This is a genomic window from Pseudomonas sp. BF-R-30 (genome assembly GCF_019956175.1).
In the GTDB taxonomy this organism is placed as follows: Bacteria; Pseudomonadota; Gammaproteobacteria; order Pseudomonadales; family Pseudomonadaceae; genus Aquipseudomonas; species Aquipseudomonas jessenii.
In genome coordinates, this window is the sequence record NZ_JAHBDE010000011.1 from 259,264 (window position 1) to 283,772 (window position 24,509).

Consider the following 24,509-nt stretch of genomic DNA (forward strand, 5'->3'; position numbering starts at 1 on the left):
GGCTCTTACTTGATCAGACCATCCAGCGGCGAAGAGGCGCTGGCATAGAGTTTTTTCGGCATGCGGCCGGCGAGGTAGGCCAGACGGCCTGCGACGATCGCGTGTTTCATGGCTTCGGCCATCATGACCGGCTGCTGGGCGTGGGCGATGGCCGAGTTCATCAGCACCGCATCACAGCCCAGCTCCATGGCGATAGTGGCGTCGGATGCAGTACCGACACCAGCATCCACCAGCACCGGGATCTTGGCTTCTTCGAGGATGATCTGCAGATTGTACGGGTTGCAGATCCCCAGGCCCGAACCGATCAGACCGGCCAGCGGCATCACCGCGATGCAGCCGATTTCCGCCAATTGACGGGCGATGATCGGATCATCACTGGTGTAGACCATCACGTCGAAGCCTTCCTTGACCAGCGTTTCGGCGGCCTTCAGGGTTTCGATCACGTTGGGGAACAGGGTTTTCTGATCCGCCAGCACTTCCAGCTTGACCAGGTTGTGACCATCGAGCAGCTCACGAGCCAGGCGGCAGGTGCGCACGGCCTCGATAGCGTCATAGCAACCGGCGGTGTTCGGCAGGAAGGTGTAGCGATCCGGCGACAGCACTTCGAGCAGGTTCGGCTCGCCCTCGATCTGGCCAAGGTTGGTGCGGCGCACGGCGAAGGTGACGATCTCGGCACCCGAGGCTTCGATGGCCAGGCGGGTTTCTTCCATGTCACGGTACTTGCCGGTACCGACCAGCAAACGCGACTGGTAAGTACGACCGGCCAGGACGAAAGGCTTGTCGCTGCGAACGATGCTCATGGGAAATCCTCTGTAGGGGTGAGGTACTTGCAGAATTCTGTGGCCACTGGGGCAAGGCTGCTAGCCGCCGCCGATGGCGTGCACCACTTCGACGTTGTCGCCGTCGTTCAACGTGGTGTCTGCGTGCTGACTGCGCGGGACGATATCCAGATTGAGTTCGACCGCCACCCGGCGTCCGGTCAGGTCCAGACGGGTCAGCAGGGCCGCAACGGTTTCACCGTCGGGCAGTTCAAAGGATTCGCCGTTCAACTGAATGCGCATGCCGGATGCCGCCATCATTTTTAGGGGCTGGCATTCTAGCCCGATCGTGACCTAAAGGTCAGCAATAAGCGTCAAGTGGTCAGCGGCAAGCGCCAGGCGGCGAGGCCCAGGCAGAGCCAGCCCGCGAGGAAGGCCAGGCCGCCGAACGGGGTGACAATGCCAAGCTTGCTGATACCCGTCAGCGTCAGCACGTAAAGGCTGCCGGAGAACAGCAGAATGCCGATGGCAAAGGATGCGCCGGCCCATGTGAGCAAACGGCCGGGAATCTGCGTGGCCAGCAGCGCCACGCCCAGCAGCGCCAGGGTGTGCACCAGTTGGTAAGTGACGCCGGTATGAAAAATCGTCAGATATTCAGGTGTCAGACGGCTTTTCAGGCCATGGGCGGCAAAGGCCCCGAGGCCGACACCGGTGAAGCCGAAAAAAGCGGCCAGCATCAGAAAGCCACGCAGCATGCAGAACTCCAGTCAGTTTCGATCCAAAGGGTCTGTATAATGGCCCGCTCAACGGGTTCGGCCAAGCCATCTCTATGCTGCGTATCTATTTCCGTCATTTCTCCAAGGCCGTGCTCTGGTTCATGGGTGGCAGCGTATTGCTGGTGCTGATCTTTCGCGTGGTGCCGCCACCGGGGACGACGCTGATGGTCGAGCGCAAGATCGAATCCTGGTTTGACGGCGAACCCATCGACCTGCAACGGACCTGGAAACCCTGGGACGAGATCTCCGATGACCTGAAAGTCGCGGTGATTGCCGGCGAAGACCAGAAATTCCCGGAGCACTGGGGCTTCGATATCGGCGCGATTCAGGCGGCGTTTGCCCATAACGAGCGCGGCGGTTCGATCCGTGGCGCCAGCACCCTCAGCCAGCAAGTCTCGAAAAACCTGTTCCTGTGGTCTGGCCGCAGCTGGCTGCGCAAAGGCCTGGAAGCCTGGTTCACCGGACTGATCGAAGTGTTCTGGCCCAAGCAACGGATTCTTGAGGTGTACCTCAACAGTGTCGAGTGGGATGACGGCGTGTTTGGCGCCGAAGCGGCGGCCCGGCATCATTTTGGCGTGAGCGCCAGGAACCTCAGCCGTCAGCAATCGAGTTTGTTGGCCGCTGTACTGCCCAACCCTCGCGTGTGGAGTGCGAGCCATCCGACCGCTTACGTGGCGCGACGCGCAGGCTGGATTCGGCGACAGATGAGCCAGTTAGGTGGCGACAGCTATCTGGTCGGGCTGAACGATTCGCGCCGGGCGCCTTGGGCCCAATAAAAAGACGCCTTCCCCTGTAGGAGCGAGCCCGCTCGCGAAAAACCCAAGGGCACCGCTGGGCATCTGGCTTTACGCGTTATCGTTCACGACCATCGCGAGCAGGCTCGCTCCTACAGGGATTGGGGCGCGAATCAGGAATAGTAGGCACAAACAAAAACGCCCCGATCAATGATCGGGGCGTTTTTTATTGCCTGCTCGCCAGTTACGCAGCGATCGACAACTTGAGCTTGTTCATCGCGCTTTTCTCAAGCTGACGAATACGCTCGGCCGACACGTTGTACTTCTGCGCAAGGTCGTGCAGCGTGGCTTTTTCTTCCGCCAGCCAGCGCTGGTAGAGGATGTCACGGCTGCGGTCGTCCAGCACTTCCAGCGCTTCGTGCAGGTTGTGGTTGGAGTTGTCGCTCCAGTCGGCATCTTCCAGTTGACGGGCCGGATCGTACCGGTGGTCTTCCAGATAGTTGGCCGGCGACTGGAATGCACTGTCGTCGTCCGCTTCGGCAGCCGGGTCGAAGGCCATGTCATGGCCGGTCAGGCGGCTTTCCATCTCGCGTACTTCCCGAGGCTCTACACCCAGGCTTTCCGCTACGCGATGGACTTCTTCGTTGTTCAGCCAGGCCAGACGTTTCTTCTGGCTGCGCAGGTTGAAGAACAACTTGCGCTGGGCCTTGGTGGTCGCGACTTTCACGATGCGCCAGTTGCGCAGGATGAACTCGTGGATTTCCGCCTTGATCCAGTGCACGGCAAAGGACACCAGGCGCACGCCCATTTCCGGGTTGAAGCGCTTCACGGCCTTCATCAGGCCGACGTTGCCTTCCTGGATCAGGTCAGCCTGAGCCAGGCCGTAGCCGGAATAGCTACGGGCGATATGTACGACAAAACGCAGGTGGGCGAGCACCATCTGCCGAGCCGCCCCCAAATCCTGCTCATAATAGAGACTCTCGGCCAGTTCACGCTCCTGCTCCGGCGACAGCAGTGGAATGCTGTTGACGGTGTGCACATAGGCCTCCAGGTTCGCACCCGGGACCAGAGCATATGCAGGTTGCAAAGAATTGGTCATACGAAAAAACCTCCGACTTACAAACTCGTGCAGTTCAGCACTGCGAAAATTGACCGGAAACCGAAAGACAAGTTCCCAAAAACCCAAAAACGCTGAAAGGTCAATACGAGCAAAATGATACTACTTAGGCGCAAGCTCCCTCAGGTGGCGTGCGACTGCAATCCATGCACCGATATACCCCAACAGCACCGCGCCAAGCAAGAGAGACAGACCGTCGGCAACTGGCACTCCAGCCAGCGCAAAATCACTGCCGTACAAACCGGCCAACCCCACCACCGCGTCGTTCAGCCAATCAAGGCCGAACGCCAGAACGCCCCAGGACAGAATCCCCGCACCGAAGCCATACAGCGCGCCCATATACAGAAAGGGCCTGCGCACATAGCTGTCAGTGCCGCCGACCAGTTTAATCACTTCTATCTCTGTGCGGCGGTTTTCAATATGAAGACGAATGGTATTGCCTATCACCAAAAGTAATGCAGAAACCAGAAGCACGGTCAGACCGAAGACAAAACGGTCACCCAGCTTGAGGATGGCTGCCAGACGCTCGACCCAGACTAAATCAAGTTGCGCCTGTTGTACCTTCGGCAGCTCGGATAGTTTTTGTCTTAATGCTTCAAGGGCCGGCTTGTCGACTTCAGTCGGCGTCACCAGGACCACGCCCGGCAGCGGGTTCTCCGGCAACTCCTTGAGCGCCTCGCCCAGCCCGGACTGTTGCTGGAACTCTTCCAGCGCCTGATCCCGGCCAACGTATTCGGCCTCGGCGACGCCAGGCATGCCCTTGATCTGATCGCGCAGCGCTTCGCCTTCGGCCGGCTTGGCCTCAAGGTCCAGATACAGGGAAATCTGCGCCGCACGCTGCCAGGAACCACCCAGACGCTCGACGTTACTTAGCAAAAGTGACAGCCCCATGGGCAAACTCAGTGCTACCGCCATCACCATGCAGGTGAAGAAACTGCCGATAGGCTGCTTGCCCAGGCGGCGCAGGCTGTCCACCAGACTGGCGCGATGACTTTCGATCCAGGCGCGGAACAACGTGGCAAAGTCCGGCCCGTCGTCATCGTCGTGTTTTTTCTTTTGCGGCTGCGGATCGGCGGCCTTCGGGGCCACACGCTCGGAAACCTTGGGGCTACGTGTTGCACTCATACCGCGGCCTCCCCGTCACCGATCAATCGACCGCGTTGCAAGGTCAGCATGCGATGGCGCATGCGGGCGATCAGGGCCAGGTCGTGACTGGCGATCAGCACGCTGGTACCCAGGCGATTGATGTCTTCGAACACACCCATGATCTCGGCGGCCAGGCGCGGGTCGAGGTTACCGGTCGGCTCATCCGCCAGCAGCAAGGCCGGACGGTGAACGATGGCGCGGGCGATGCCGACGCGCTGCTGCTGACCGGTGGACAGGTCACCCGGGTACAGATCGGTTTTATCCGACAGCGCCACGCGCTCCAGTGCCGAGTCCACGCGCTTGGCGATCTCGGCCTTGGACAGCCCCAGGATCTGCAAAGGCAACGCGACGTTATTGAACACCGTGCGATCGAACAGCAACTGGTGATTCTGAAACACCACGCCGATCTGCCGACGCAAGAAAGGAATCTGCGCGTTGCTGATGGTGCTCAGGTCTTGCCCGGCGAGCAGCAACTTGCCGCTGGTCGGGCGTTCCATCGCCAGCAACAGGCGCAACAGCGTGGATTTACCGGCGCCGGAATGGCCGGTGACAAACAAAAACTCGCCACGACGGACTCGAAAGCTCAGCTCATGCAAGCCGACGTGACCGTTCGGGTAGCGCTTACCGACCTGTTCGAAACGAATCATGAACGCTCCCGCTCGGCAAACAATGCCTGGACAAAGGGTTCTGCTTCAAAGGTACGCAAATCGTCGATGCCTTCGCCGACGCCAATGTAGCGGATCGGCAGGCCGAATTGCTTGGCCAGGGCGAAAATCACCCCGCCTTTGGCGGTACCGTCGAGCTTGGTCAGCGCCAGGCCGGTCAGTTCGACGGTCTGGTTGAATTGCTTGGCCTGGTTGATGGCGTTCTGGCCGGTGCCGGCGTCAAGCACCAACAGCACTTCGTGAGGTGCGTCAGCGTCGAGCTTGCCAATCACTCGGCGAACCTTTTTCAGCTCTTCCATCAGGTTGTCTTTGGTGTGCAGGCGGCCGGCGGTGTCGGCGATCAGCACATCGATGCCACGGGCCTTGGCGGCCTGCACGGCGTCGAAGATCACCGAGGCCGAGTCGGCACCAGTGTGCTGCGCGATCACCGGGATCTTGTTGCGCTCACCCCATACCTGCAATTGCTCCACCGCCGCGGCACGGAAGGTGTCGCCAGCGGCGAGCATGACTTTCTTGCCCTCCAGCTGCAGTTTCTTCGCCAGTTTGCCGATGGTGGTGGTCTTGCCGGCACCGTTGACGCCGACGACCAGAATCACGAACGGCTTGTTTTGCGAGGCGATTTTCAGCGGCTGCTCGACAGGCTTGAGCATCGCTGCCAGCTCGGCTTGCAGGGATTTGTACAGGGCATCGGCATCGGCTAGCTCCTTGCGCGCAACCTTCTGCGTCAGGCGCTGAATGATCACCGAGGTGGCTTCGACACCCACGTCGGCGGTCAGCAAACGGGTTTCGAGGTCTTCGAGCAACTCGTCATCAATGACCTTTTTGCCCAGGAACAGGCTGGCCATGCCTTCGCCGATACTGGCGCTGGTCTTGGACAGGCCCTGCTTGAGGCGGGCGAAGAAACCGGCTTTGGTTTCTTCGGTGCGTACCGGCTCGACCGGGGCTTCGACGGGCGCCGCGATCGGCTCAGGAATCGGAGCGGGTGCCGGTGCTTGAGCAACCGGAGCAACCGGAGCAACCGGAGCAACCGGAGCAACGAATACCGGAACCTCTGGCTGACTGACAACGGGCACAGGCTCGGCCACGACGACTGGCTGAACAATCGGTTCGACCACAGGCGCGTGAACCGGTGCAGGCGTAAACGCTGCCGGAGCCGGAATCGGTGGTGTCACGTGAGGAGCCAGGTCATTTTCGACCAATGCCACGGGTTCTTCGGCCACTGGCAGGGTCAACCACGGTTCGGCCGTCGGGACCGGAGGCTGTTCGGTGACGATTTCGCTGACTGGCTGGGGAACGGCGTCAACCTTGGGTTGCAGCGACGGCTCGGCAATCGGCAGAACAACCGGCGCGGGCGTTTCTTCTATTACCGGGACCGGCGTCGGCGCAGGTTCAGGAATGGCTTGTGGCTGTTCGACGACGGGTTCCTGCGGCTTTTTGCGCAGCCATCCGAACAGGCTTTTCTTCTCGCCAGCCGCAGCTGGGGTCTTCTTGTCGTCGTTGGAACCAAACATGGAGGACGGCTATCTCACGGTAGCGACGCGCCAATGGCGCCCCGGCAATTAAATATTCGATGCAGAACAGACTGCGATTGACCCAGCTTGTTCACGCGCAACATTTTGTCGAGGTGCGAACGGCACCTCACGGAAACGTTTTTACGAAGGACTAAAGCAGCAAAATCGGCGAAAAAGCAGAGTTTAGTTGATAAATTCCAACCTTCTGCTGCAAACCCATACAACCTGATCAAACGCAAAGGCCTGATAGGCGTGGCCGCCAGTAAAACGGATCAGTATCCTAGCACCCTCTCGCCCGCTGACGCTAAGAACAAGCGGGCAGCCCCAAAGGTTTGAAAACGAATGAATGCTCTTGCCCGCCGCGCCGCAGGCCTGCTGCTCAGCACAGTTTGCCTGCCCCTTTCGGCCCTGGCTGCCGACCCGCAACCCACCCACGAATTCACTCTCGACAATGGCTTGAAGGTGGTCGTGCGCGAAGACCACCGTGCGCCCGTGGTAGTTTCCCAGGTCTGGTACAAGGTCGGCTCCAGCTACGAGACACCGGGTAATACTGGCCTGTCCCACGCCCTGGAACACATGATGTTCAAGGGCAGCGAGAAAGTCGGCCCCGGCGAAGCCTCGCTGATCCTGCGCGACCTCGGCGCCGAAGAGAACGCATTCACCAGCGATGATTTCACCGCCTATTACCAGGTGCTGGCCCGGGATCGCCTGGGCGTGGCCTTCGAACTGGAAGCCGACCGCATGGCCAGCCTGCGCCTGCCGCCCGACGAGTTCGCCAAGGAAATCGAGGTCATCAAGGAAGAGCGTCGCCTGCGTACCGACGACAAGCCGATGGCCAAGGCCTACGAGCGTTTCAAGGCCATGGCTTACCCGGCAAGCGGCTATCACACGCCGACCATCGGCTGGATGGCCGACCTTGAGCGAATGAAAGTCGAAGAGCTGCGCCACTGGTACGAAACCTGGTACGTGCCCAACAACGCCACGCTGGTGGTGGTTGGCGATGTCACCCCGGACGAAGTCAAAACCCTGGCCCAACGCTATTTCGGCCCGATCGCCAAGCGTGAAGTGCCCGCCGCGAAAAAACCGCTGGAACTGGCCGAACCGGGCGAGCGCCAGATCACCCTGCACGTGCAGACCCAACTGCCTAGCCTGATGCTGGCCTTCAACGTGCCGAGCATCGCCACAGCCGAAGACAAGCGCCTGGTCAATGCCCTGCGCCTGATCTCGGCACTGCTCGACGGCGGCTACAGCGGACGTATCCCGACGCAACTGGAGCGCGGAGAAGAACTGGTGTCCGGCGGCTCGTCGAGTTACGACGCCTATACCCGTGGCGACAGTCTCTTCACCCTGTCGGCATCGCCAAACTCGCAGAAACACAAGACCATCGCCCAGGCGCAAGCCGGTTTGTGGAAGCTGCTCGACCAGCTGAAAACCACGGCGCCAACCGCTGAAGAGCTGGAGCGCGTACGCGCACAAGTCATCGCCGGCCTGGTCTTCGAGCGCGACTCGATCACCAGTCAGGCCACCGCCATCGGCCAACTGGAAACAGTCGGCCTGTCATGGAAACTGATGGACACCGAACTGGCCGATCTGGAAAGCGTCACGCCGGAAGATATCCAGAAAGCCGCCAAGCTGTATTTCACTCGCGAACGTCTCAGCGTCGCCCATGTACTGCCTCTGGAGACGACTCATGAGTGAGCGTAAACCCTCCCGCCTGGCCCTGATCGGCCTGATCGCCGTCACCGTTATCGGTTCCGCAGCGTTCTATTTGTCGCGCTCTGTCGAAACCAATGCCAGCGAAGCCCTCGACAAGGCCAAGGCCAGTCAGAAACTGCAGTCGCTGACCGAACTCAACGGCAAGGCACCGAACCACCGCAAGCTGGACGTGCAGACCTGGAACACCGCCGAAGGCACCAAGGTGCTGTTTGTCGAAGCCCATGAGCTGCCGATGTTCGACATGCGCCTGATCTTCGCTGCCGGTAGCAGCCAGGACGGCAATGCACCGGGCGTGGCGGTGTTGACCAACGCCATGCTCAACGAAGGCGTGGCCGGCAAAGACGTCGGTGCCATAGCCCAGGGCTTCGAAGGCCTGGGCGCCGATTTCGGCAACGGCGCGTTCAAGGACATGGCAATCGCTTCGCTGCGTAGCCTGAGTGCCAAGGACAAGCGCGAGCCGGCCCTGAAGCTGTTCGCCGAAGTCATCGGCAAGCCGACTTTCCCTGCCGATTCGCTGGCCCGCATCAAGAACCAGATGCTTGCCGGTTTCGAATACCAGAAACAGAACCCCGGCAAACTGGCGAGCCTGGAGCTGATGAACCGCTTGTACGGTGATCACCCGTATGCACACGCCAGCGACGGCACGGCGAAAACCGTACCGGCGATTACCCAGGCCCAGCTGCGTGCTTTCCACGAGAAAGCCTACGCAGCCGGTAACGTGGTGATCGCACTGGTCGGCGACCTGTCCCGCACGGAGGCCGAAGCGATTGCCGCCCAGGTTTCCGGCGCCCTGCCCAAAGGCCCGGCCTTGCCGAAAATTGCGCAACCCGCTGAGCCCAAGGCCAGCGTCGGCCATATCGAGTTCCCGTCCAAGCAGACCAACCTGATGCTCGCGCAGCTGGGCATCGATCGCGATGACCCGGACTACGCGGCATTGTCCATGGGTAACCAGATTCTCGGTGGCGGCGGCTTCGGCACCCGCTTGATGAGCGAAGTGCGCGAGAAGCGTGGCCTGACTTACGGCGTGTATTCGGGCTTTACGCCGATGCAGGCGCGCGGCCCGTTCATGATCAACCTGCAAACCCGCGCCGAGATGAGCGAGGGCACCCTGAAACTGGTGCAGGATGTGCTGGCCGACTACCTTAAAACCGGCCCGACCGAAAAAGAGCTCGACGACGCCAAGCGCGAACTGGCCGGCAGCTTCCCGCTGTCCACCGCCAGCAACGCCGATATCGTCGGCCAACTGGGCGCCATCGGTTTTTACAACTTGCCGTTGAGTCACCTGGAGGACTTCATGCAACAGTCCCAGTCCCTGACCGTCGAGCAGGTCAAAGCCGCCATGAACAAACACCTGAGCACGAACAAGATGGTCATCGTCAGCGCTGGCCCGACCGTGCCGCAAAAGCCGTTACCGGCCCCTACTGATAAACCTTCCGAGCAGCCGCTCGGGGTTCCGGAGCATTAATGGCTACTCATTCGAAAAAACCTGCCCGCAACGTCCACAACGGCGTGAACCAGCTGCGCATCATCGGCGGCGAATGGCGCAGCCGGAAGCTGAGCTTCCCCGACGCCCCGGGCCTGCGCCCGACGCCGGACCGCGTGCGTGAAACCCTGTTCAACTGGCTCGCGCCTTACGTGCCGGGCGCCAAGGTGCTCGACCCGTTCACCGGCAGCGGCGCGCTGTTCCTCGAAGCCCTGTCCCGTGGCGCGGCCATGGGCCAGGCGCTGGACGCCAGCAGCATCGCGGTGTCCAGCCTGAAGGAACACCTGGGCACATTGCGCTGCACCAACGGCCAGGTCCAGACCGCCGACGCCCTGCGCTACCTGGAAACCCAGACCGCAACGGCCTACGACCTGGTGTTCCTCGATCCACCGTTCAACCAGAACCTGCTGCCCGCCGTTTGCAAGTTGCTCGAAGAGCGCCAATGGCTGGCCGAAGACGCCTGGGTGTACACCGAAAGCGAGTCGGCGCCGTCGACCCTGGGCCTGCCGCAGAACTGGCGCCTGCACCGGGAGCAGAAATCCGGGCGCGTGTATTACTCGTTGTGGCAGCGCCTCGCTGAAAAACCCGCTGAATAAAGCGCACGGGCAGGCCGCTGGCCTGCCCGGCACAACGGCTGCTTCTTAAAACGCAACACATCTAAAGTGGTTTGTTTCTCTGTTTCTGGCTCATCGTAAACGTGCGAAATGTCTCGCATGGATGCAATGGATGATTAACGGATGAACAAGCTAATGACTGAACGAACGCCCAACCCCACCCATGAGTTCACCCTCGACAATGGCCTTAGGGTCATTGTCCGCGAGGATCACAGAACCCCTCAGGTCGGAATCACACTGGTTTTTGCCGTAGGAACTGATGACGAGCGCCCCGAAGACTTCGGGGTCACAGCTGTATTACAAGATGCACTGATGCGTGACTATGACGACTTCATCAAAGAGACCGGAGCCATTCATCAAAGCTTCGGAGGCTCTGTAAAGTTGAGCGACAGCCTACTGATCGCCCCCGAACACCTGGAAAGCGCTCTCAAAATCCAGTCGACCATCATGACGGACGAACTATCGGATGAATTGCTGCGCACCTGTCTGGACGAGGAACTTCTGCGCAACAAGGAAAAGTCCTTGTTCATATCTCCAGTCAGTTTCAGTCCGGAAATCGACGCACTGGTAACCACCGGGCATAGTTACTACAGGCCCCGGGAAACGATTGCCGACAATCTTGAACGACTGACCTTCGAACACCTCAGAAACTGGCGCCAGAACCGGTATTGCCCCAGTAATGCCTGCCTGGTGATTGTCGGCGATGTCGAGGCTGAAGAGGCAAAACGACTGGTCGAGCGACACTTTGGATCGGAGGACCAGCGTATCGCTCCCTTCAGGCCCTTGATAAAAGGACCGTCAGAACCCGGCTACCGCCAGATAACGCAATTTCTGGAAACCGAATACCCGCTGATGCTCGTCATATTCAACACACCTGGGATGGAGAACGCACCCGACCCGCAATCCGTCAGGGCACTGGAAGTATTGTCCTCCCTGCTTGAGTCCTCTGCACGCCTGAAGTCATTCGAGAATGACGACCGCTCTACAATCTTTGCGAATGTCTTTCGACTCTGTCGAGCCAATAATCAATTCACCCTCGCTTTCTACTTCAAGGGTGATCCGCAGCAAGCCGAAGCTGATCTGTGGGCATTACTGGATGACATCAAGCGCGTGCCGTTCACAGCCGAGGACATCGAACCCGCCATCGTTCAAGAAAGTACTACCCGACTGGCGCTCTACGACACCCCTCAAGGACACTCGAGTAGTATCGGCTATCTTTTTGGATCGGCTCAGCCATGGCAGTTGATCGATCTTGAGGTCGCGCAATTACGCAGCGTCACGGCGCAGGATATTCAGCACGCCGCCAACGCCTACTTCACTCGCGAACGCGCAACCGTGGCACATGTGTTTCCCATCGAGAAAAAGACCTCGGCGTAACGAAACCCCGGTGTAATCATCAGCCCCTGAAAACCAGCCCCTGTGCGACCATTGCGCAGGGGCTTCTCTTGCCGGTCGCGAACCCTCGTGGTTTATGGCAAGTTAGCAACTTGCGGCGAGCACCACACGCCCCATGAGTTCCTCTGCATTTCGCAAGCAGCGGTCTGCAATTGAACAGAATGTCTCACTACAAGCCCCCCCCATTCCCCATGAAAACCTTCACCCCCGCCTTCGGCCTCGGCAATCCGCACTTGCAAACCTTGTGGGGGCCGCTGTGGCGTAAAACCGTGCACATCGGTCGCGAACGCGAGCGTCTTTGGCTTGAAGACGGCGATTTTCTCGATCTCGACTGGCACGGCCCGCACAGCGCCGACGCACCGTTGGTGCTGGTATTGCACGGGCTCACCGGGTCCTCGAATTCGCCTTATGTCGCCGGCATGCAAAAAGCCCTGGGTGACCTAGGCTGGGCGAGCGTCGCACTGAACTGGCGCGGCTGTTCGGGCGAACCCAACCTGTTGCCGCGCAGCTACCATTCCGGCGCCAGCGAAGACCTGGCCGAAACCATCAGGCACTTGCGGGCCAAACGGCCTCTCGCGCCACTGTATGCGGTGGGTTACTCCCTGGGCGGTAATGTCCTGCTCAAGCATTTGGGCGAAACCGGCAGCGACAGCGGCGTGACGGGCGCCGTGGCGGTGTCGGTGCCGTTCCGCCTGGACCAGTGCGCCGACCGTATCGGGCAAGGCTTCTCCAAGGTTTACCAGGCGCATTTCATGCGCGAGATGGTCGCCTACATCAAGAACAAGCAGCGGCAATTCCAGCATGACGGACGCGAGGAGGGCCTGGCAGCCCTGGCGGCCCTCGGATCCCTGGAAAATATGCGCACGTTCTGGGATTTCGACGGACGCGTCACTGCACCCCTGCACGGTTTCGCCGATGCCGAGGATTACTATCGCCGTGCCTCCAGCCGCTATTTCCTTGGCGAAATTCGTACGCCGACCTTGATGATTCAGGCCGCCGACGACCCCTTCGTGTTTCCCCACAGCCTGCCGCAGGTCGATGAGTTGTCCGCTTGCACGCAATTCGAACTGCAAACCAATGGCGGGCATGTCGGCTTCGTCGACGGTACGCTCAGGCAACCGGGTTACTACCTGGAACGACGTATCCCCGAGTGGCTGGCCGCCATAGGGCGCTCTTGAATCATGGACGCTGACCAAGGCGAATCAATCCACTTCTGGCAAACCCCGCCACTGGCCGGGGTCGAGTTATTGTCCGCCCGCTACATCGACCATCGTTTCGCCCCACATGTGCATGACGGCTATGTGATCGGCATGATCATGGCCGGCGCCCAGCGTTATCGCTATCGCGGCGCCGAACACCTGGCGGGCAGCGGCACGCTGGTGCTGATCAACCCTGATGAACTGCACACCGGTCACAAAGGCACCGAGGATGGCTGGCTGTACCGGGCGTTCTATCCGGACAGCGGGCAGATGACCTCGCTGCTGGCCGAACTCGAACTGCCAACCCACCACTTGCCGGCCTTCGGTGCCACGCTGTATCGCGACCAGGATCTGGTGAACGGGTTCTGCCAACTTCACCGCTTGCTGGAAAGCCCCGCCACCGCATTGCAGCAACAAACGGTCTGGCGTGAACTGGTGCTGTCGCTGTTGCAGCGTCATGCGGCGGTGCCTGATGCCGGAAAACCCGGCAAGGAACACCGGGCCGTGAGCCTGGCCAAGGAATTGCTGCACTCGCAATTGGCAGCACCGCCCTCACTGGAAGCGCTGGCGACGGCGGTCAATCTCTCGCCATTCCATTTTGCCCGGGTGTTCCGCCGGGCCACCGGTATGCCGCCGCACACCTGGCTGATGCAACAGCGCATCGCCCGGGCGCGGGCGTTGCTGCAAAGTGGTTGTCTGCCGCTGGAAGTCGCGATGCAACTGGGGTTTGCCGACCAGAGCCATCTGAGCCGGCAGTTCAAGCAGGTGTATGGGGTTGGACCGGGGGCGTATCGCACAGCCCGGCAGTTACCCGGATCCTGATAGCGACGAAACACCAATGTGGGAGCGGGCTTGCTCGCGAAAGCGCTGGTTCAGTCAACATCTTCTTTGACTGTCACACCGCTTTCGCGAGCAAGCCCACTCCCACAGGGTTGTGTGGTGTTTATTCGCCGGTGGCAATGCCCCGCGCAGGCTCGTTGATCCACTCGCTCCACGACCCGGCATACAACGAACCCAACGGATAACCGGCCAGACACAACGCAAACAGGTTGTGGCACGCCGTCACGCCGGAACCGCAGTACGCCACCAGATCATTTGGCGAACGATCGCCCAGTTTCGCGGCGAAACGCTGCTTGAGCTGATCGGCCGGCAGGAAGCGCCCGTCACTGCCCAGGTTCTCGGTAAACGCAGCACACTGGGCACCTGGGATGTGCCCGGCAATCGGATCGATCGGTTCCACCTCACCCTTGAAGCGCGGCAGTGCGCGGGCATCGAGCAGGGTCAGTTCCGGCCGTGCAAGGCGCTTTTGCAGCTGCTCGGCACTGATCAGCAACGCCGTATCAGGACTGCCGGTGAAGGAACCACAGGGAATCGCCGGCGCATCCAGGCTCAGCGGCAAACCGGCCGCGTGCCAGGCCTTCAGACCGCCATCAAGGATGAACACACCGTCGCGCTTGCCCAACCATGCCAGCAACCACCAGACCCGCGCCGCATAGGCCCCCGGACCGTCGTCATACAGAACCACTTCGCTATCGGCATTGATGCCAAAGGCTTGCAGGCGCTCGATCAGTTGCGCCGGCTCGGGTAACGGATGACGCCCGGTCACTCCCTTGACCACGGCGCCACTCAGGTCACGCTCGAGGTCGGCATAGCTCGAACCGGCAATGTGCCCTTCGGCATAGCTGCGCTGACCGTAATCCGGGTCTTCGAGGGCAAAACGACAATCCAGAATCACCAGCCCCGGCTGGTCCTTTTTCAGGTCCAGTGCTTGCGGGCTGATCAGTTGCGCAATGGGCATAGCGGGCTCCTGTGATTAACTCGGCCTTGATCCTACTGTACTTCTTCCAGTGCCTGGGCCAGGGGCACGTAAAACTCTTCGAACAAGGCGCTGACCGCATCGCGGGCCTGGTCCGTAACGAACCCGGCCTCCAGCACCAGCACCTGGTACACCCCGCGTTTAATGGCCTGCTCGCTCAAGTGGCTGGAGTTCTCCCGCGTGGTGCACAGGAAGCGCACCCAGGACGTGAGGATGATCCAGGCATTGAGCGTCAGGGACTCGATCTGCACCTTGTCCATCTTCAGGATGCCGGCGGCGACGAAACCTTCGTAGATCGCCGCCCCCTGTATCAGGCAGCGCTGGGAGAAACGTCGATAGCGGTCGGCCAGGTCCGGATCGCTGTCGAGCAAATGTTCGAGATCGCGATGCAGAAACCGGTAGCGCCACATCGCCGACAGCAGCTCCTTGAGGTAGAAGCGCTTGTCTTCCACCGTGGCGGCACGACCCTGGGGCGGGCGCAGGAAGCTGTCCACCAGGCTTTCGTACTCGCTGAACAGCACGGCGATGATCGCCTGCTTGTTCGGGAAGTGGTAGTACAGGTTGCCCGGGGAAATTTCCATATGGGCAGCGATGTGGTTGGTGCTGATGCTGCGCTCGCCCTGCTGGTTGAACAGCTCCAGGCTGTTCTGCACGATGCGCTCGCTGGTTTTGATCCGTGGGGCCATGGCTTGAGCTTTAATTCAGAGTGCGTTGACGGGCATCTTAGATCTATCCGCGAGCGGATAAAACAAAGCTGTTCCAGGATGTCATTTGACTTTTTAGAGCATAGACTCTAGAAAGTGCTTCATTACAATAAATCCGGAGCCGACCATGACTGCTGAAATTTCCTACCTGCAGAACCTACAGCAGCCGCTGGAAGAGCTTCAGGCCCTGTTCGACGCCCAGCGTGCCGCGTACGCCGCCAACCCGATGCCACCGGCCGCGCAGCGCCAGCAATGGCTCAAGGCGCTAAAGGATTTGTTGAACAATGAACGCCAGGCCCTGATCGATGCGATCAGCCAGGACTTCAGCCATCGCAGCGCCGATGAAACCCTGCTCGCGGAACTGATGCCCAGCCTGCACGGCATCCATTACGCCAGCAAACACCTCAAGGGCTGGATGCGAGCCTCGCGACGCAAGGTGGGCGCCGCTTTCCAGCCGGCTTCGGCCAAAGTGGTTTACCAACCGCTGGGCGTGGTCGGGGTCATCGTGCCGTGGAACTACCCGCTGTATCTGGCCATCGGTCCGTTGGTCGGCGCGCTGTCGGCGGGCAATCGGGTGATGCTCAAGCTCAGTGAGTCGACCCCCGCGACCGGCCTGCTGATGAAGCAACTGCTGGCGCGAATCTTCCCCGAAGACCTGGTTTGCGTGGTCCTGGGCGAGGCTGATATGGGCGTGGCGTTTTCACGCCTGCCGTTCGATCACCTGCTGTTCACTGGCGCCACCAGCATCGGCAAACACGTCATGCGCGCCGCCGCGGAAAACCTGACCCCGGTGACCCTGGAACTGGGCGGCAAATCCCCGGCCATCGTTTCCCGGGATGTGCCGCTCAAGGACGCCGCCGAGCGCATCGCCTTCGGCAAGACCCTGAATGCCGGCCAGACCTGCGTGGCCCCGGACTACGTGCTGGTGCCGGAGAATCGCGTCGGAGGTTTCGTCGAGGCCTATCGCACAGCCGTCCGTGGGTTTTATCCGACGCTGGCCGACAACCCGGACTACACCGCGATCATCAATGAGCGACAACTGGCGCGTCTCAACGGTTACGTCAGTGACGCCACCAGCAAGGGTGCGCTGCTGATGCCGCTGTTCGACCAGGGCCAGGGCCGCCGCATGAGCCATAGCCTGCTGCTCAATGTCACGGACGAGATGACGGTGATGCAGGACGAAATCTTCGGGCCGCTGCTGCCGATCGTGCCGTACAAGGATCTGGAGCAGGCATTTGCCTACATCAACCAGCGCCCTCGCCCACTGGCGCTGTATTACTTCGGCTATGACAAGCGCGAACAACAGCGCGTGCTGCACGAAACCCATTCCGGCGGCGTGTGCCTGAACGACACCCTGCTGCACGTCGCCCAGGACGACATGCCGTTTGGCGGCATTGGTGCCTCGGGCATGGGCCACTATCACGGACATGAAGGGTTCCTGACCTTCAGCAAAGCCAAGGGCGTGTTGATCAAACAACGGTTCAACGCCGCGAAGTTGATCTATCCGCCGTACGGCAAGTCGATTCAGAAGCTGATCCAGAAGCTGTTCATCCGCTAACGATAATCACCGTCGGGTAATAACAATAATGACCCCCAGCCTGTCCGATACACCCGCGCTGTCACGGCGCGGGTTGCTTAAATTCAGCCTCGGCGCCACAGCTTTCCTCGCCACCGCCGGACTCGGAGCCAGCCTCAGCGGCTGTTCGTCGAGCGTCCCGGCCAATGGCTTCGTCACGTTACGCAGCGGCGACCTGCTGTTTTTGCGGGCGTTGATCCCGGTCATGCTCGAGGGTGCCGTGACCGCCGAACGGATGCCCGAGGCTGTCGATGGCACGCTGAAAAGCCTGGATTACAGCCTGGCCCACCTGTCGCCGGAAATGCTCAAGCTGACTCAACAACTGTTCGATGTGCTGGGAATGGCCGTGACCCGCGGACCGCTGACCGGGATCTGGGGCAGCTGGGAAAACGCCAGTGCCAACGACATCCGAGCTTTTCTCGATCGCTGGGAAAACAGCTCGTTGAGCCTGTTACGCATGGGCCACAGCTCCTTGCTGCAACTGGTGATGATGGCCTGGTACGGCCGCAAGGAATCGTGGGCGCATTGCGGGTATCCCGGGCCGCCAACCGTCTGATACCGAGTCGCCTCCATCGCGAGCAAGCTCGCTCCCACACTGACCGTGTGAACACTGGAGGTCCCCTGTGGGAGCGAGCTTGCCCGCGATAGCGTCAGCCGCTTCACCGCCTACTCCAACAATAAAAAGAGAATCCGAAAATGCCCGTACCCGATCCGTTCCGCGAAGGCATGGCCCGAGGCTGGAAAACCTACAACGGCTCGCAACTGACCCAGGACCTTACACTCGAAACGGATGTGGCGATCATCGGCAGCGGTGCCGGCGGCGGCACCACCGCCGAAATCCTCAGCGCAGCCGGCTACAAGGTGCTGCTGATCGAGGAAGGCCCTCTCAAGACCAGCAGCGACTTCAAGCTGCTCGAAGACGAGGCCTACGCCAACCTTTATCAGGAAGGCATTGGCCGCATGAGCAAGGACGGCGCGATCACCATCCTCCAGGGCCGGGCGGTGGGCGGTACCACGCTGATCAACTGGACCTCAAGTTTCCGCACCCCGGAGCCGACCCTGGAACACTGGGCCAAAGAGCACAACGTCAAGGGCCACAGCCCGGCGGAAATGGCGCCGTGGTTCGAGAAAATGGAGCAACGCCTGGGCGTCGCGCCGTGGATGGTGCCGCCCAACGCCAACAACGATGTGATCCGCAAGGGCTGCGAAGCACTGAATTACTCATGGCACGTCATCCCGCGCAACGTTCGCGGCTGCTGGAACCTCGGATACTGCGGCATGGGCTGCCCGACCAACGCCAAGCAATCGATGATGGTCACCACCATTCCGGCGACCCTGGAAAAAGGCGGTGAGCTGCTTTACCTGGCCCGCGCCGAAAAACTCACGATCAGCGGCGACAAGGTCACCGGCCTGCAATGTTCGGCGATGGATGAACGCTGCGTCGCACCGACCGGACGCACCATCACGGTCAAGGCGCGGCATTTCGTGCTGGCCGGTGGCGGCATCAACAGCCCGGCCTTGCTGATGCGTTCCGGGGCACCCGACCCGCACAAGCGCCTGGGCAGACGCACATTCCTGCACCCGGTAAACATGTCCGCCGCGTTGTTCGACGAAGTGGTCAACCCCTTCTACGGCGCGCCGCAGTCGATCTATTCCGACCATTTCCAATGGCAGGACGGCACCACGGGCAAAATGTCCTACAAACTGGAAGTTCCGCCTCTGCACCCGGCGCTGGCAACGACATTGCTCGGTGGTTTCGGCCAGGAAAACTCGCAACACATGGCCAATCTGGCCCATACCCACGCCATGCTGGCGTTGCTGCGGGACGGTTTTCACCCGGACAGCCCCGGTGGCAGCGTCGAATTGCGCAGCGATGACACGCCGGTGCTGGACTATCAGCTATCACCCTACGCCTGGGATGGATTGCGCCGGGCGTTCCATACCATGGCCGAGATACAGTTTGCCGGTGGCGCCAAGGCCGTGATGCCGATGCACGCCGACGCCCGCTACGTGAAGACCCTCGCCGAAGCGCGCACGCTGATCGACGGCCTGAGCCTGGAGTTGTATCGCACACGCCTGGGCAGCGCCCACGTGATGGGCGGTTGCGCCATGGGTGAAGACCCGACAATCGCAGTGACCGACAGCCTCGGCCGGCATCATCAACTGGGCAATCTGTCGATCCACGACGGCTCGCTGTTCCCCACCAGCATTGGCGCCAATCCGCAGCTGTCGGTCTACGGACTGACGGCGCAACTGGCGACATCCCTGGCGATGCGTTTAAAAAACCCATGAAAATGACGATAATTCCCATCGTCTATAGTGCTTTCTTACCCAACAGGCGACTTGGCCGACCGGGAAGGCTGCGATACCATCCGACTCCCCAACGGATTCCCGCCAGGACGACGCGATGAACCGAGTGTTGTACCCAGGTACCTTCGACCCTATTACCAAGGGCCATGGCGATCTGGTCGAACGCGCCTCGCGCCTGTTCGATCACGTGATCATCGCCGTCGCCGCGAGCCCGAAGAAAAACCCGTTGTTTCCTCTGGAACAACGGGTAGAACTGGCGCGCGAGGTGACTAAACATCTGCCGAACGTTGAAGTCGTCGGCTTCTCGACGCTGCTGGCGCACTTCGCCAAAGAGAAGAATGCCAACGTGTTCCTGCGTGGTTTGCGCGCGGTGTCGGACTTCGAATACGAATTCCAGCTGGCCAACATGAACCGCCAGCTGGCGCCGGACGTGGAAAGCCTGTTCCTGACCCCGTCCGAGCGTTATTCGTTCATTTCCTCGACGCTGGTCCGTGAAATCGCAGCCCTGGGCGGCGATATCACCAAGTTCGTGCACCCTGTGGTGGCGGACGCACTGACCGAACGCTTCAAGAAGTAATCTGTAGGAGCGAGCCTGCTCGCGATGGACGTCAACGATAACGCGGGAAACCTGACACCCCGCGGCGTTCCCGGCTTCATCGCCAGCAGGCTGGCTCCTACAGTACGTCGCACCTGCGTGCAACGCAGGCGCCAATGCGGCACAATTAGACGCATTGGTTTATTACGCCCGGGCCTGCCGCCCCGGCTGGAGTTAGCATGTCCCTGATCATCACCGACGATTGCATCAACTGCGACGTCTGCGAACCCGAGTGCCCGAACGCCGCCATTTCCCAAGGCGAAGAGATCTACGTGATCGACCCGAACCTGTGCACCCAGTGTGTCGGCCACTACGACGAACCGCAGTGCCAGCAAGTCTGCCCGGTGGATTGCATTCCACTGGACGAAGCTCATCCGGAGACTGAAGAACAGTTGATGGAGAAGTACCGCAAGATTACCGGCAAGGCTTAAGTCATTCGGCGACTTTTAGGCCGCCTTCGCGAGCAAGCCCGCTCCCACATCTGGAATGCGTTCCCCCTGAGGGAGCGGGCTTGCTCGCGAAGGCGTCATCAGCCTCACTGAAGCTGTAACTGACTGTCAGCTCTGGCAGCGCGGGCAAAAAACGCTGGCACGCTGCCCGAGTTTCACTTCCCGCAGGCCCGTGCCACAGACCTTGCAGTGTTCACCACCACGGCCGTACACGAACAGTTCCTGCTGGAAATAACCAGGCTGACCGTCACCACCGATAAAGTCCCGCAGCGTGGTACCACCGCGCTCGATAGCGGCCGCCAGGATGCGCTTGATCTCGATGGCCAGCTTCAAGTAACGCGCACGGGAAATGCTCTTGGCTTCGCGGCGCGGGTCGATCCCGGCAGCGAACAACGCTTCGGTCGCGTAGATATTGCCGACGCCCACCACTACCGCGTTATCCATGATGAACGGCTTGACCGCCATCGAACGTCCACGGGACAGCTGGAACAGGCGCTCGCCGTCGAACAGGTCGGTCAGTGGTTCCGGCCCCAGGCGGATCAGCAATTCGTGATTGAGCGGGTCGAGGCTCCAGAGCATTGCGCCGAAACGCCGTGGGTCGGTGTAACGCAGGGCCAGACCCGACTCCAGTTCGATGTCCACATGCTCATGCTTGGCCGCCGGCAGCCCGGCCTCCACCAGACGCAAATTGCCTGACATGCCCAAATGGCTGATCAAGGTGCCGACTTCGGCATTGATCAACAGGTACTTGGCGCGACGCTCCACCAGTGCGATGCGCTGCCCGGACAACCGCACATCAAGGTCCTCGGGAATTGGCCAGCGCAAGCGGCGTTCACGCACGATCACCCGGCTGACCCGCTGGCCTTCCAGGAACGGCGCGATACCGCGACGGGTGGTTTCGACTTCTGGCAATTCAGGCATGGTGCTCTCGGATCAGGCGCATGGCCTGGAAGGTACCGACACTCAGCGATGAGTGCCGAGGTCGCGGATCGTCTGTTTGAGGGTCTCGAAGTCGTAGTCCGAGAGGCCGACATAATCGAGCACCAGCGGCGCGATGCTGTTCCACTCATGATCTTCGGCCTGATTGCCCAGCACCCGGTACGACGCGCAAATATGCTCGGCCATCTTCAGGATCGCCAGCAGGTTCTTCAACGAACTGTTGCGCGAAGATTCATCGCTGAATATCGCCAGGGCATTGTGGTGATTGGCGATCGCAGCACTCACATGTTCCGGCAGACGCCAGGACTTGGCCGTGTAATACCCGACCACCGAGTGATTGGTATTGAACACCTGATTCTCCGTGTCCACCACCCGGCATTCGGCGCTGGCGTTGGCATAGGCCTGCTCCAGAACGCCCATGTAGTCGGGGAAACGCTGGAGCATCAAGGGCACGCCGCAGTCGTGGAACAGGCCCAGGGCATACGCTTCATCGCCATTTTCAATGCCGATGCGCTTGGCCAGGGTCAGACAGGTCATGGCCACGTCCTGAGCGGTGTCCCAGAAACGGTTCAGGGTGACGATGGTGTCGTCATTCATCTCGCCCTTGATCGACTGCGCATTGATCAGGTTGATGATTGAACGGCTGCCCAGCAGGTTCACCGCGCGCTGGATCGAAGCAATCTTGTTGCTCAGCCCGTAATACGGCGAATTGACGATCTTCAGCAGGGAACCGGAAAGTCCAGGATCCTGGGATATCAGCTTGGCGATGACTTCCAGATCCGGGTCGGGCATGTACTGCTCCATCTGCAAATCCACCATGATTTGCGGCTGGGCCGGTACGCTGATGCCCTGCAGGGCTTGTTGGATCTGTTCGCAAGTCAGCTCTTGGGACATGTGTGCACACTCTGGGTCAGACGGAGATTCTAACCTTTATGAAGTTGGATCCGACATACCAAATCGCAAGACAACCCTCGCCACATGTCCACTTGCAGGCCAATCCGGGGCCTCAACACGCTATACTCCCGCTCTTTTTTCCGGAGCGACGACATGTCCCTGCCTAGCCTGCGCCTCAAAGCCAACGCCGACCGTCGTCTGCGCAACGGTCACTTGTGGGTCTACAGCAACGAAATCGATGTAGCCGCTACGCCTTTGCACGGTTTCAAGGCCGGCGACCAGGCGATCCTCGAAGCCGCCGGCGGCAAGCCGCTGGGCATCGTCGCCATGAGCCCGAACAACCTGATCTGCGCCCGTTTGCTGTCGCGCGACATCAAGCTGCCGCTGGACAAATCGCTGCTGGTGCACCGCCTGAACGTGGCCCTGTCCCTGCGCGAGCGCCTGTTCGACAAGCCGTTCTATCGCCTGGTCTACGGCGATTCCGACCTGCTGCCAGGCCTGGTGGTCGACCGTTTCGGCGACATCCTGGTGGTGCAGATCGCCTCGGCAACCATGGAAGCCCATAAAGACGACGTGATCGCGGCGCTGACCCAAGTGCTCAAGCCAAGCGGCATTCTGTTCAAGAACGACTCCGCTGCCCGTGACGCCGAAGGCCTCAACCGCTACGTCGAAACCGTGTTCGGCCTGGTGCCGGAGTGGGTTGCCCTCGAAGAGAACGGCGTGAAGTTCGAAGCCCCGGTCATCCAGGGTCAGAAAACCGGCTGGTTCTATGACCACCGCATGAACCGCGCACGCCTGGCGCCTTATGCCAAGGGCAAGCGCGTACTGGACCTCTACAGCTACATCGGTGGCTGGGGCGTGCAGGCTGCCGCGTTCGGCGCCAGTGAAGTGTTCTGCGTCGATGCGTCGGCCTTCGCCCTCGACGGCGTCGAGCGCAACGCCGCGCTGAACGGCTTCGCCGAAAAAATGACCTGCATCGAAGGCGACGTGTTCGAAGCCCTCAAAGAGCTGAAAGCCAGCGAAGAACGCTTCGACGTGATCGTGGCCGACCCGCCGGCGTTCATCAAACGCAAGAAAGACATGAAAAACGGCGAAGGCGCCTACCGCCGCCTGAACGAACAAGCCATGCGCCTGCTCACCAAGGACGGCATCCTGGTCAGCGCATCCTGCTCGATGCACCTGCCGGAAGACGACCTGCAGAACATCCTGCTAACCAGCGCCCGCCACCTGGATCGCAATATCCAGATGCTGGAACGCGGCGGCCAGGGCCCGGATCACCCGGTGCATCCGGCCATCCCGGAAACCCGCTACATCAAGAGCATTACCTGCCGGTTGCTGCCAAACAGCTAACAACCCAGACCACTGTAGGAGCGAGCTTGCTCGCGATGGTCGTCAACGATAACGCGGGGAACCTGATGCCCCGCGGCGTTCTCAGGCCCATCGCGAGCAGGCTCGCTCCTACAGGTGCAGGACACATTCTGTTCCACTGTCAAAACGACAACCGCTCGCCCCACGCCTACCGTTTTCTCTTCATATCTTCGAAGAGGACAACGGAATGTCCAACACGCCAAATGCCCATCGATTACGCGCAGGCCGTTTCTCGCAACCCGGTCGGATCTACCACCTGACCGCAGTCACCCATGAACGACAACCGATCTTCCAGGATTGGCGCACTGGCCGCTTTTTGGTGCACGAGTTCAGAAGGGCTCAGGAGGCCGGCTTTGCCACGTCTATAGCTTGGGTGGTCATGCCCGATCACTTTCACTGGCTGGTTGAATTGCACAGCGGTGATTTGCCGAAGCTGGTGCAATCCACCAAATCTCGTTGCACTCGACTCATTAATCAGAAGCGAGGCCATTGTGCCGCTGTATGGCAAAAAGGCTACTTCGACCGGGCCCTGCGCCGCGAGGAAGACCTGAAAGCAGCAGCCCGATACATCATCGCCAACCCTTTGCGTGCCGGGCTTGTGACTCGGGTTGGAGACTACCCACTGTGGGACGCCATCTGGCTCTGATGCACAAACCACTGTAGGAGCGAGCTCGCTCGCGAAGAACGAATCGACACCGCGGATAACCAGGCATACCGCGCTATCGTTGACGTCTTTCGCGAGCA

25 protein-coding genes are annotated in these 24,509 nt (G+C 60.5%); 14 read left to right on the forward strand and 11 right to left on the reverse strand.

Annotated elements, in window-relative coordinates:
- Positions 1-5 precede the first annotated feature (5 nt).
- From KGB20_RS07980 to KGB20_RS07990, 3 genes are all read right to left on the reverse strand, one after another.
- A complete protein-coding gene (locus KGB20_RS07980; RefSeq protein WP_007975390.1) occupies positions 6-800 on the reverse strand; it encodes a thiazole synthase in 795 nt (264 codons plus the stop codon).
- Between the two features lie 60 nt (positions 801-860).
- Complete coding sequence (gene thiS / locus KGB20_RS07985; protein ID WP_007953386.1) at positions 861-1,061, reverse strand: sulfur carrier protein ThiS; 201 nt, start codon at positions 1,059-1,061, stop codon at positions 861-863.
- A 71-nt stretch (positions 1,062-1,132) separates the two neighbouring features.
- Positions 1,133-1,513: a DUF423 domain-containing protein gene (locus tag KGB20_RS07990; RefSeq protein ID WP_057398139.1), complete on the reverse strand. Its 381-nt coding sequence runs from the start codon at positions 1,511-1,513 to the stop codon at positions 1,133-1,135.
- A gap of 74 nt (positions 1,514-1,587) precedes the next feature.
- On the opposite strand from KGB20_RS07990, the gene mtgA reads away from it, so the two are divergent.
- Positions 1,588-2,310 (forward strand): monofunctional biosynthetic peptidoglycan transglycosylase, encoded by a 723-nt coding sequence (mtgA, locus tag KGB20_RS07995; RefSeq protein ID WP_057712908.1) that lies wholly within the window; start codon positions 1,588-1,590, stop codon positions 2,308-2,310.
- A 202-nt stretch (positions 2,311-2,512) separates the two neighbouring features.
- Here the strand turns inward: mtgA and rpoH are convergent, their stop codons facing one another.
- The 4 genes from rpoH to ftsY all read right to left on the reverse strand — a co-directional run bounded on the left by rpoH (position 2,513) and on the right by ftsY (position 6,707).
- A complete protein-coding gene (rpoH, locus tag KGB20_RS08000; protein ID WP_007975386.1) occupies positions 2,513-3,367 on the reverse strand; it encodes an RNA polymerase sigma factor RpoH in 855 nt (284 codons plus the stop codon).
- Positions 3,368-3,487: 120 nt separating this feature from the next.
- Entirely contained in the window at positions 3,488-4,510 is a 1,023-nt protein-coding gene (ftsX, locus tag KGB20_RS08005; RefSeq protein ID WP_057712907.1) for a permease-like cell division protein FtsX, read from the reverse strand.
- Positions 4,507-5,178, reverse strand: coding sequence for a cell division ATP-binding protein FtsE (gene ftsE / locus KGB20_RS08010; protein WP_007975383.1), 672 nt, complete (start codon positions 5,176-5,178; stop codon positions 4,507-4,509). The genes ftsX and ftsE overlap by 4 nt, the downstream gene beginning before the upstream one ends.
- Positions 5,175-6,707, reverse strand: coding sequence for a signal recognition particle-docking protein FtsY (gene ftsY, locus KGB20_RS08015; RefSeq protein WP_154947799.1), 1,533 nt, complete (start codon positions 6,705-6,707; stop codon positions 5,175-5,177). Before ftsY ends, ftsE begins: the two co-directional genes overlap by 4 nt.
- Positions 6,708-7,049: 342 nt before the next feature.
- Between ftsY and KGB20_RS08020 the strand changes: the two genes are divergently transcribed.
- The 6 genes from KGB20_RS08020 to KGB20_RS08045 all read left to right on the forward strand — a co-directional run bounded on the left by KGB20_RS08020 (position 7,050) and on the right by KGB20_RS08045 (position 13,936).
- Positions 7,050-8,405 carry a M16 family metallopeptidase gene (locus KGB20_RS08020; protein ID WP_057712905.1) on the forward strand — a complete coding sequence of 452 codons (1,356 nt, stop codon included), beginning with the start codon at positions 7,050-7,052 and terminating at the stop codon, positions 8,403-8,405.
- Positions 8,398-9,888 (forward strand): M16 family metallopeptidase, encoded by a 1,491-nt coding sequence (locus KGB20_RS08025; protein ID WP_154947798.1) that lies wholly within the window; start codon positions 8,398-8,400, stop codon positions 9,886-9,888. The genes KGB20_RS08020 and KGB20_RS08025 overlap by 8 nt, the downstream gene beginning before the upstream one ends.
- Positions 9,888-10,502 carry a 16S rRNA (guanine(966)-N(2))-methyltransferase RsmD gene (rsmD, locus tag KGB20_RS08030; protein WP_150814820.1) on the forward strand — a complete coding sequence of 205 codons (615 nt, stop codon included), beginning with the start codon at positions 9,888-9,890 and terminating at the stop codon, positions 10,500-10,502. The genes KGB20_RS08025 and rsmD overlap by 1 nt, the downstream gene beginning before the upstream one ends.
- Positions 10,503-10,643: 141 nt before the next feature.
- A complete protein-coding gene (locus tag KGB20_RS08035) occupies positions 10,644-11,897 on the forward strand; it encodes a M16 family metallopeptidase (protein WP_150814819.1) in 1,254 nt (417 codons plus the stop codon).
- A 209-nt stretch (positions 11,898-12,106) separates the two neighbouring features.
- Positions 12,107-13,093 (forward strand): hydrolase, encoded by a 987-nt coding sequence (locus tag KGB20_RS08040; RefSeq protein WP_154947797.1) that lies wholly within the window; start codon positions 12,107-12,109, stop codon positions 13,091-13,093.
- Positions 13,094-13,096: 3 nt separating this feature from the next.
- Positions 13,097-13,936: an AraC family transcriptional regulator gene (locus tag KGB20_RS08045; protein ID WP_154860958.1), complete on the forward strand. Its 840-nt coding sequence runs from the start codon at positions 13,097-13,099 to the stop codon at positions 13,934-13,936.
- A 121-nt stretch (positions 13,937-14,057) separates the two neighbouring features.
- Here KGB20_RS08045 and KGB20_RS08050 read toward each other — a convergent pair whose 3' ends face one another.
- The gene (locus tag KGB20_RS08050; protein WP_223532189.1) at positions 14,058-14,912 is read right to left on the reverse strand and encodes a sulfurtransferase; all 855 of its coding nucleotides are present in this window, start codon (positions 14,910-14,912) and stop codon (positions 14,058-14,060) included.
- Between the two features lie 32 nt (positions 14,913-14,944).
- On the reverse strand, positions 14,945-15,616 hold the full coding sequence (locus KGB20_RS08055) for a TetR/AcrR family transcriptional regulator (RefSeq protein ID WP_150814815.1): 672 nt from the start codon (positions 15,614-15,616) through the stop codon (positions 14,945-14,947).
- A gap of 145 nt (positions 15,617-15,761) precedes the next feature.
- Between KGB20_RS08055 and KGB20_RS08060 the strand changes: the two genes are divergently transcribed.
- From KGB20_RS08060 to KGB20_RS08080, 5 genes are all read left to right on the forward strand, one after another.
- Entirely contained in the window at positions 15,762-17,192 is a 1,431-nt protein-coding gene (locus KGB20_RS08060; protein WP_057712899.1) for a coniferyl aldehyde dehydrogenase, read from the forward strand.
- A gap of 28 nt (positions 17,193-17,220) precedes the next feature.
- Positions 17,221-17,766: a twin-arginine translocation pathway signal protein gene (locus KGB20_RS08065; RefSeq protein WP_150814813.1), complete on the forward strand. Its 546-nt coding sequence runs from the start codon at positions 17,221-17,223 to the stop codon at positions 17,764-17,766.
- A gap of 140 nt (positions 17,767-17,906) precedes the next feature.
- On the forward strand, positions 17,907-19,502 hold the full coding sequence (locus KGB20_RS08070) for a GMC family oxidoreductase (RefSeq protein WP_154947436.1): 1,596 nt from the start codon (positions 17,907-17,909) through the stop codon (positions 19,500-19,502).
- A gap of 115 nt (positions 19,503-19,617) precedes the next feature.
- Positions 19,618-20,097: a pantetheine-phosphate adenylyltransferase gene (gene coaD / locus KGB20_RS08075; protein ID WP_046039203.1), complete on the forward strand. Its 480-nt coding sequence runs from the start codon at positions 19,618-19,620 to the stop codon at positions 20,095-20,097.
- Positions 20,098-20,294: 197 nt separating this feature from the next.
- On the forward strand, positions 20,295-20,546 hold the full coding sequence (locus KGB20_RS08080; protein ID WP_003195146.1) for a YfhL family 4Fe-4S dicluster ferredoxin: 252 nt from the start codon (positions 20,295-20,297) through the stop codon (positions 20,544-20,546).
- A 126-nt stretch (positions 20,547-20,672) separates the two neighbouring features.
- Here the strand turns inward: KGB20_RS08080 and mutM are convergent, their stop codons facing one another.
- Positions 20,673-21,485 carry a bifunctional DNA-formamidopyrimidine glycosylase/DNA-(apurinic or apyrimidinic site) lyase gene (gene mutM / locus KGB20_RS08085; RefSeq protein WP_154947438.1) on the reverse strand — a complete coding sequence of 271 codons (813 nt, stop codon included), beginning with the start codon at positions 21,483-21,485 and terminating at the stop codon, positions 20,673-20,675.
- Between the two features lie 42 nt (positions 21,486-21,527).
- On the reverse strand, positions 21,528-22,397 hold the full coding sequence (locus KGB20_RS08090; protein ID WP_154860955.1) for an HDOD domain-containing protein: 870 nt from the start codon (positions 22,395-22,397) through the stop codon (positions 21,528-21,530).
- Between the two features lie 153 nt (positions 22,398-22,550).
- Between KGB20_RS08090 and KGB20_RS08095 the strand changes: the two genes are divergently transcribed.
- Both KGB20_RS08095 and KGB20_RS08100 read left to right on the forward strand, forming a co-directional pair.
- Positions 22,551-23,747 carry a class I SAM-dependent rRNA methyltransferase gene (locus KGB20_RS08095; RefSeq protein WP_057712894.1) on the forward strand — a complete coding sequence of 399 codons (1,197 nt, stop codon included), beginning with the start codon at positions 22,551-22,553 and terminating at the stop codon, positions 23,745-23,747.
- A 205-nt stretch (positions 23,748-23,952) separates the two neighbouring features.
- Entirely contained in the window at positions 23,953-24,411 is a 459-nt protein-coding gene (locus KGB20_RS08100; RefSeq protein ID WP_150814807.1) for an REP-associated tyrosine transposase, read from the forward strand.
- Positions 24,412-24,509: the final 98 nt, after the last annotated feature.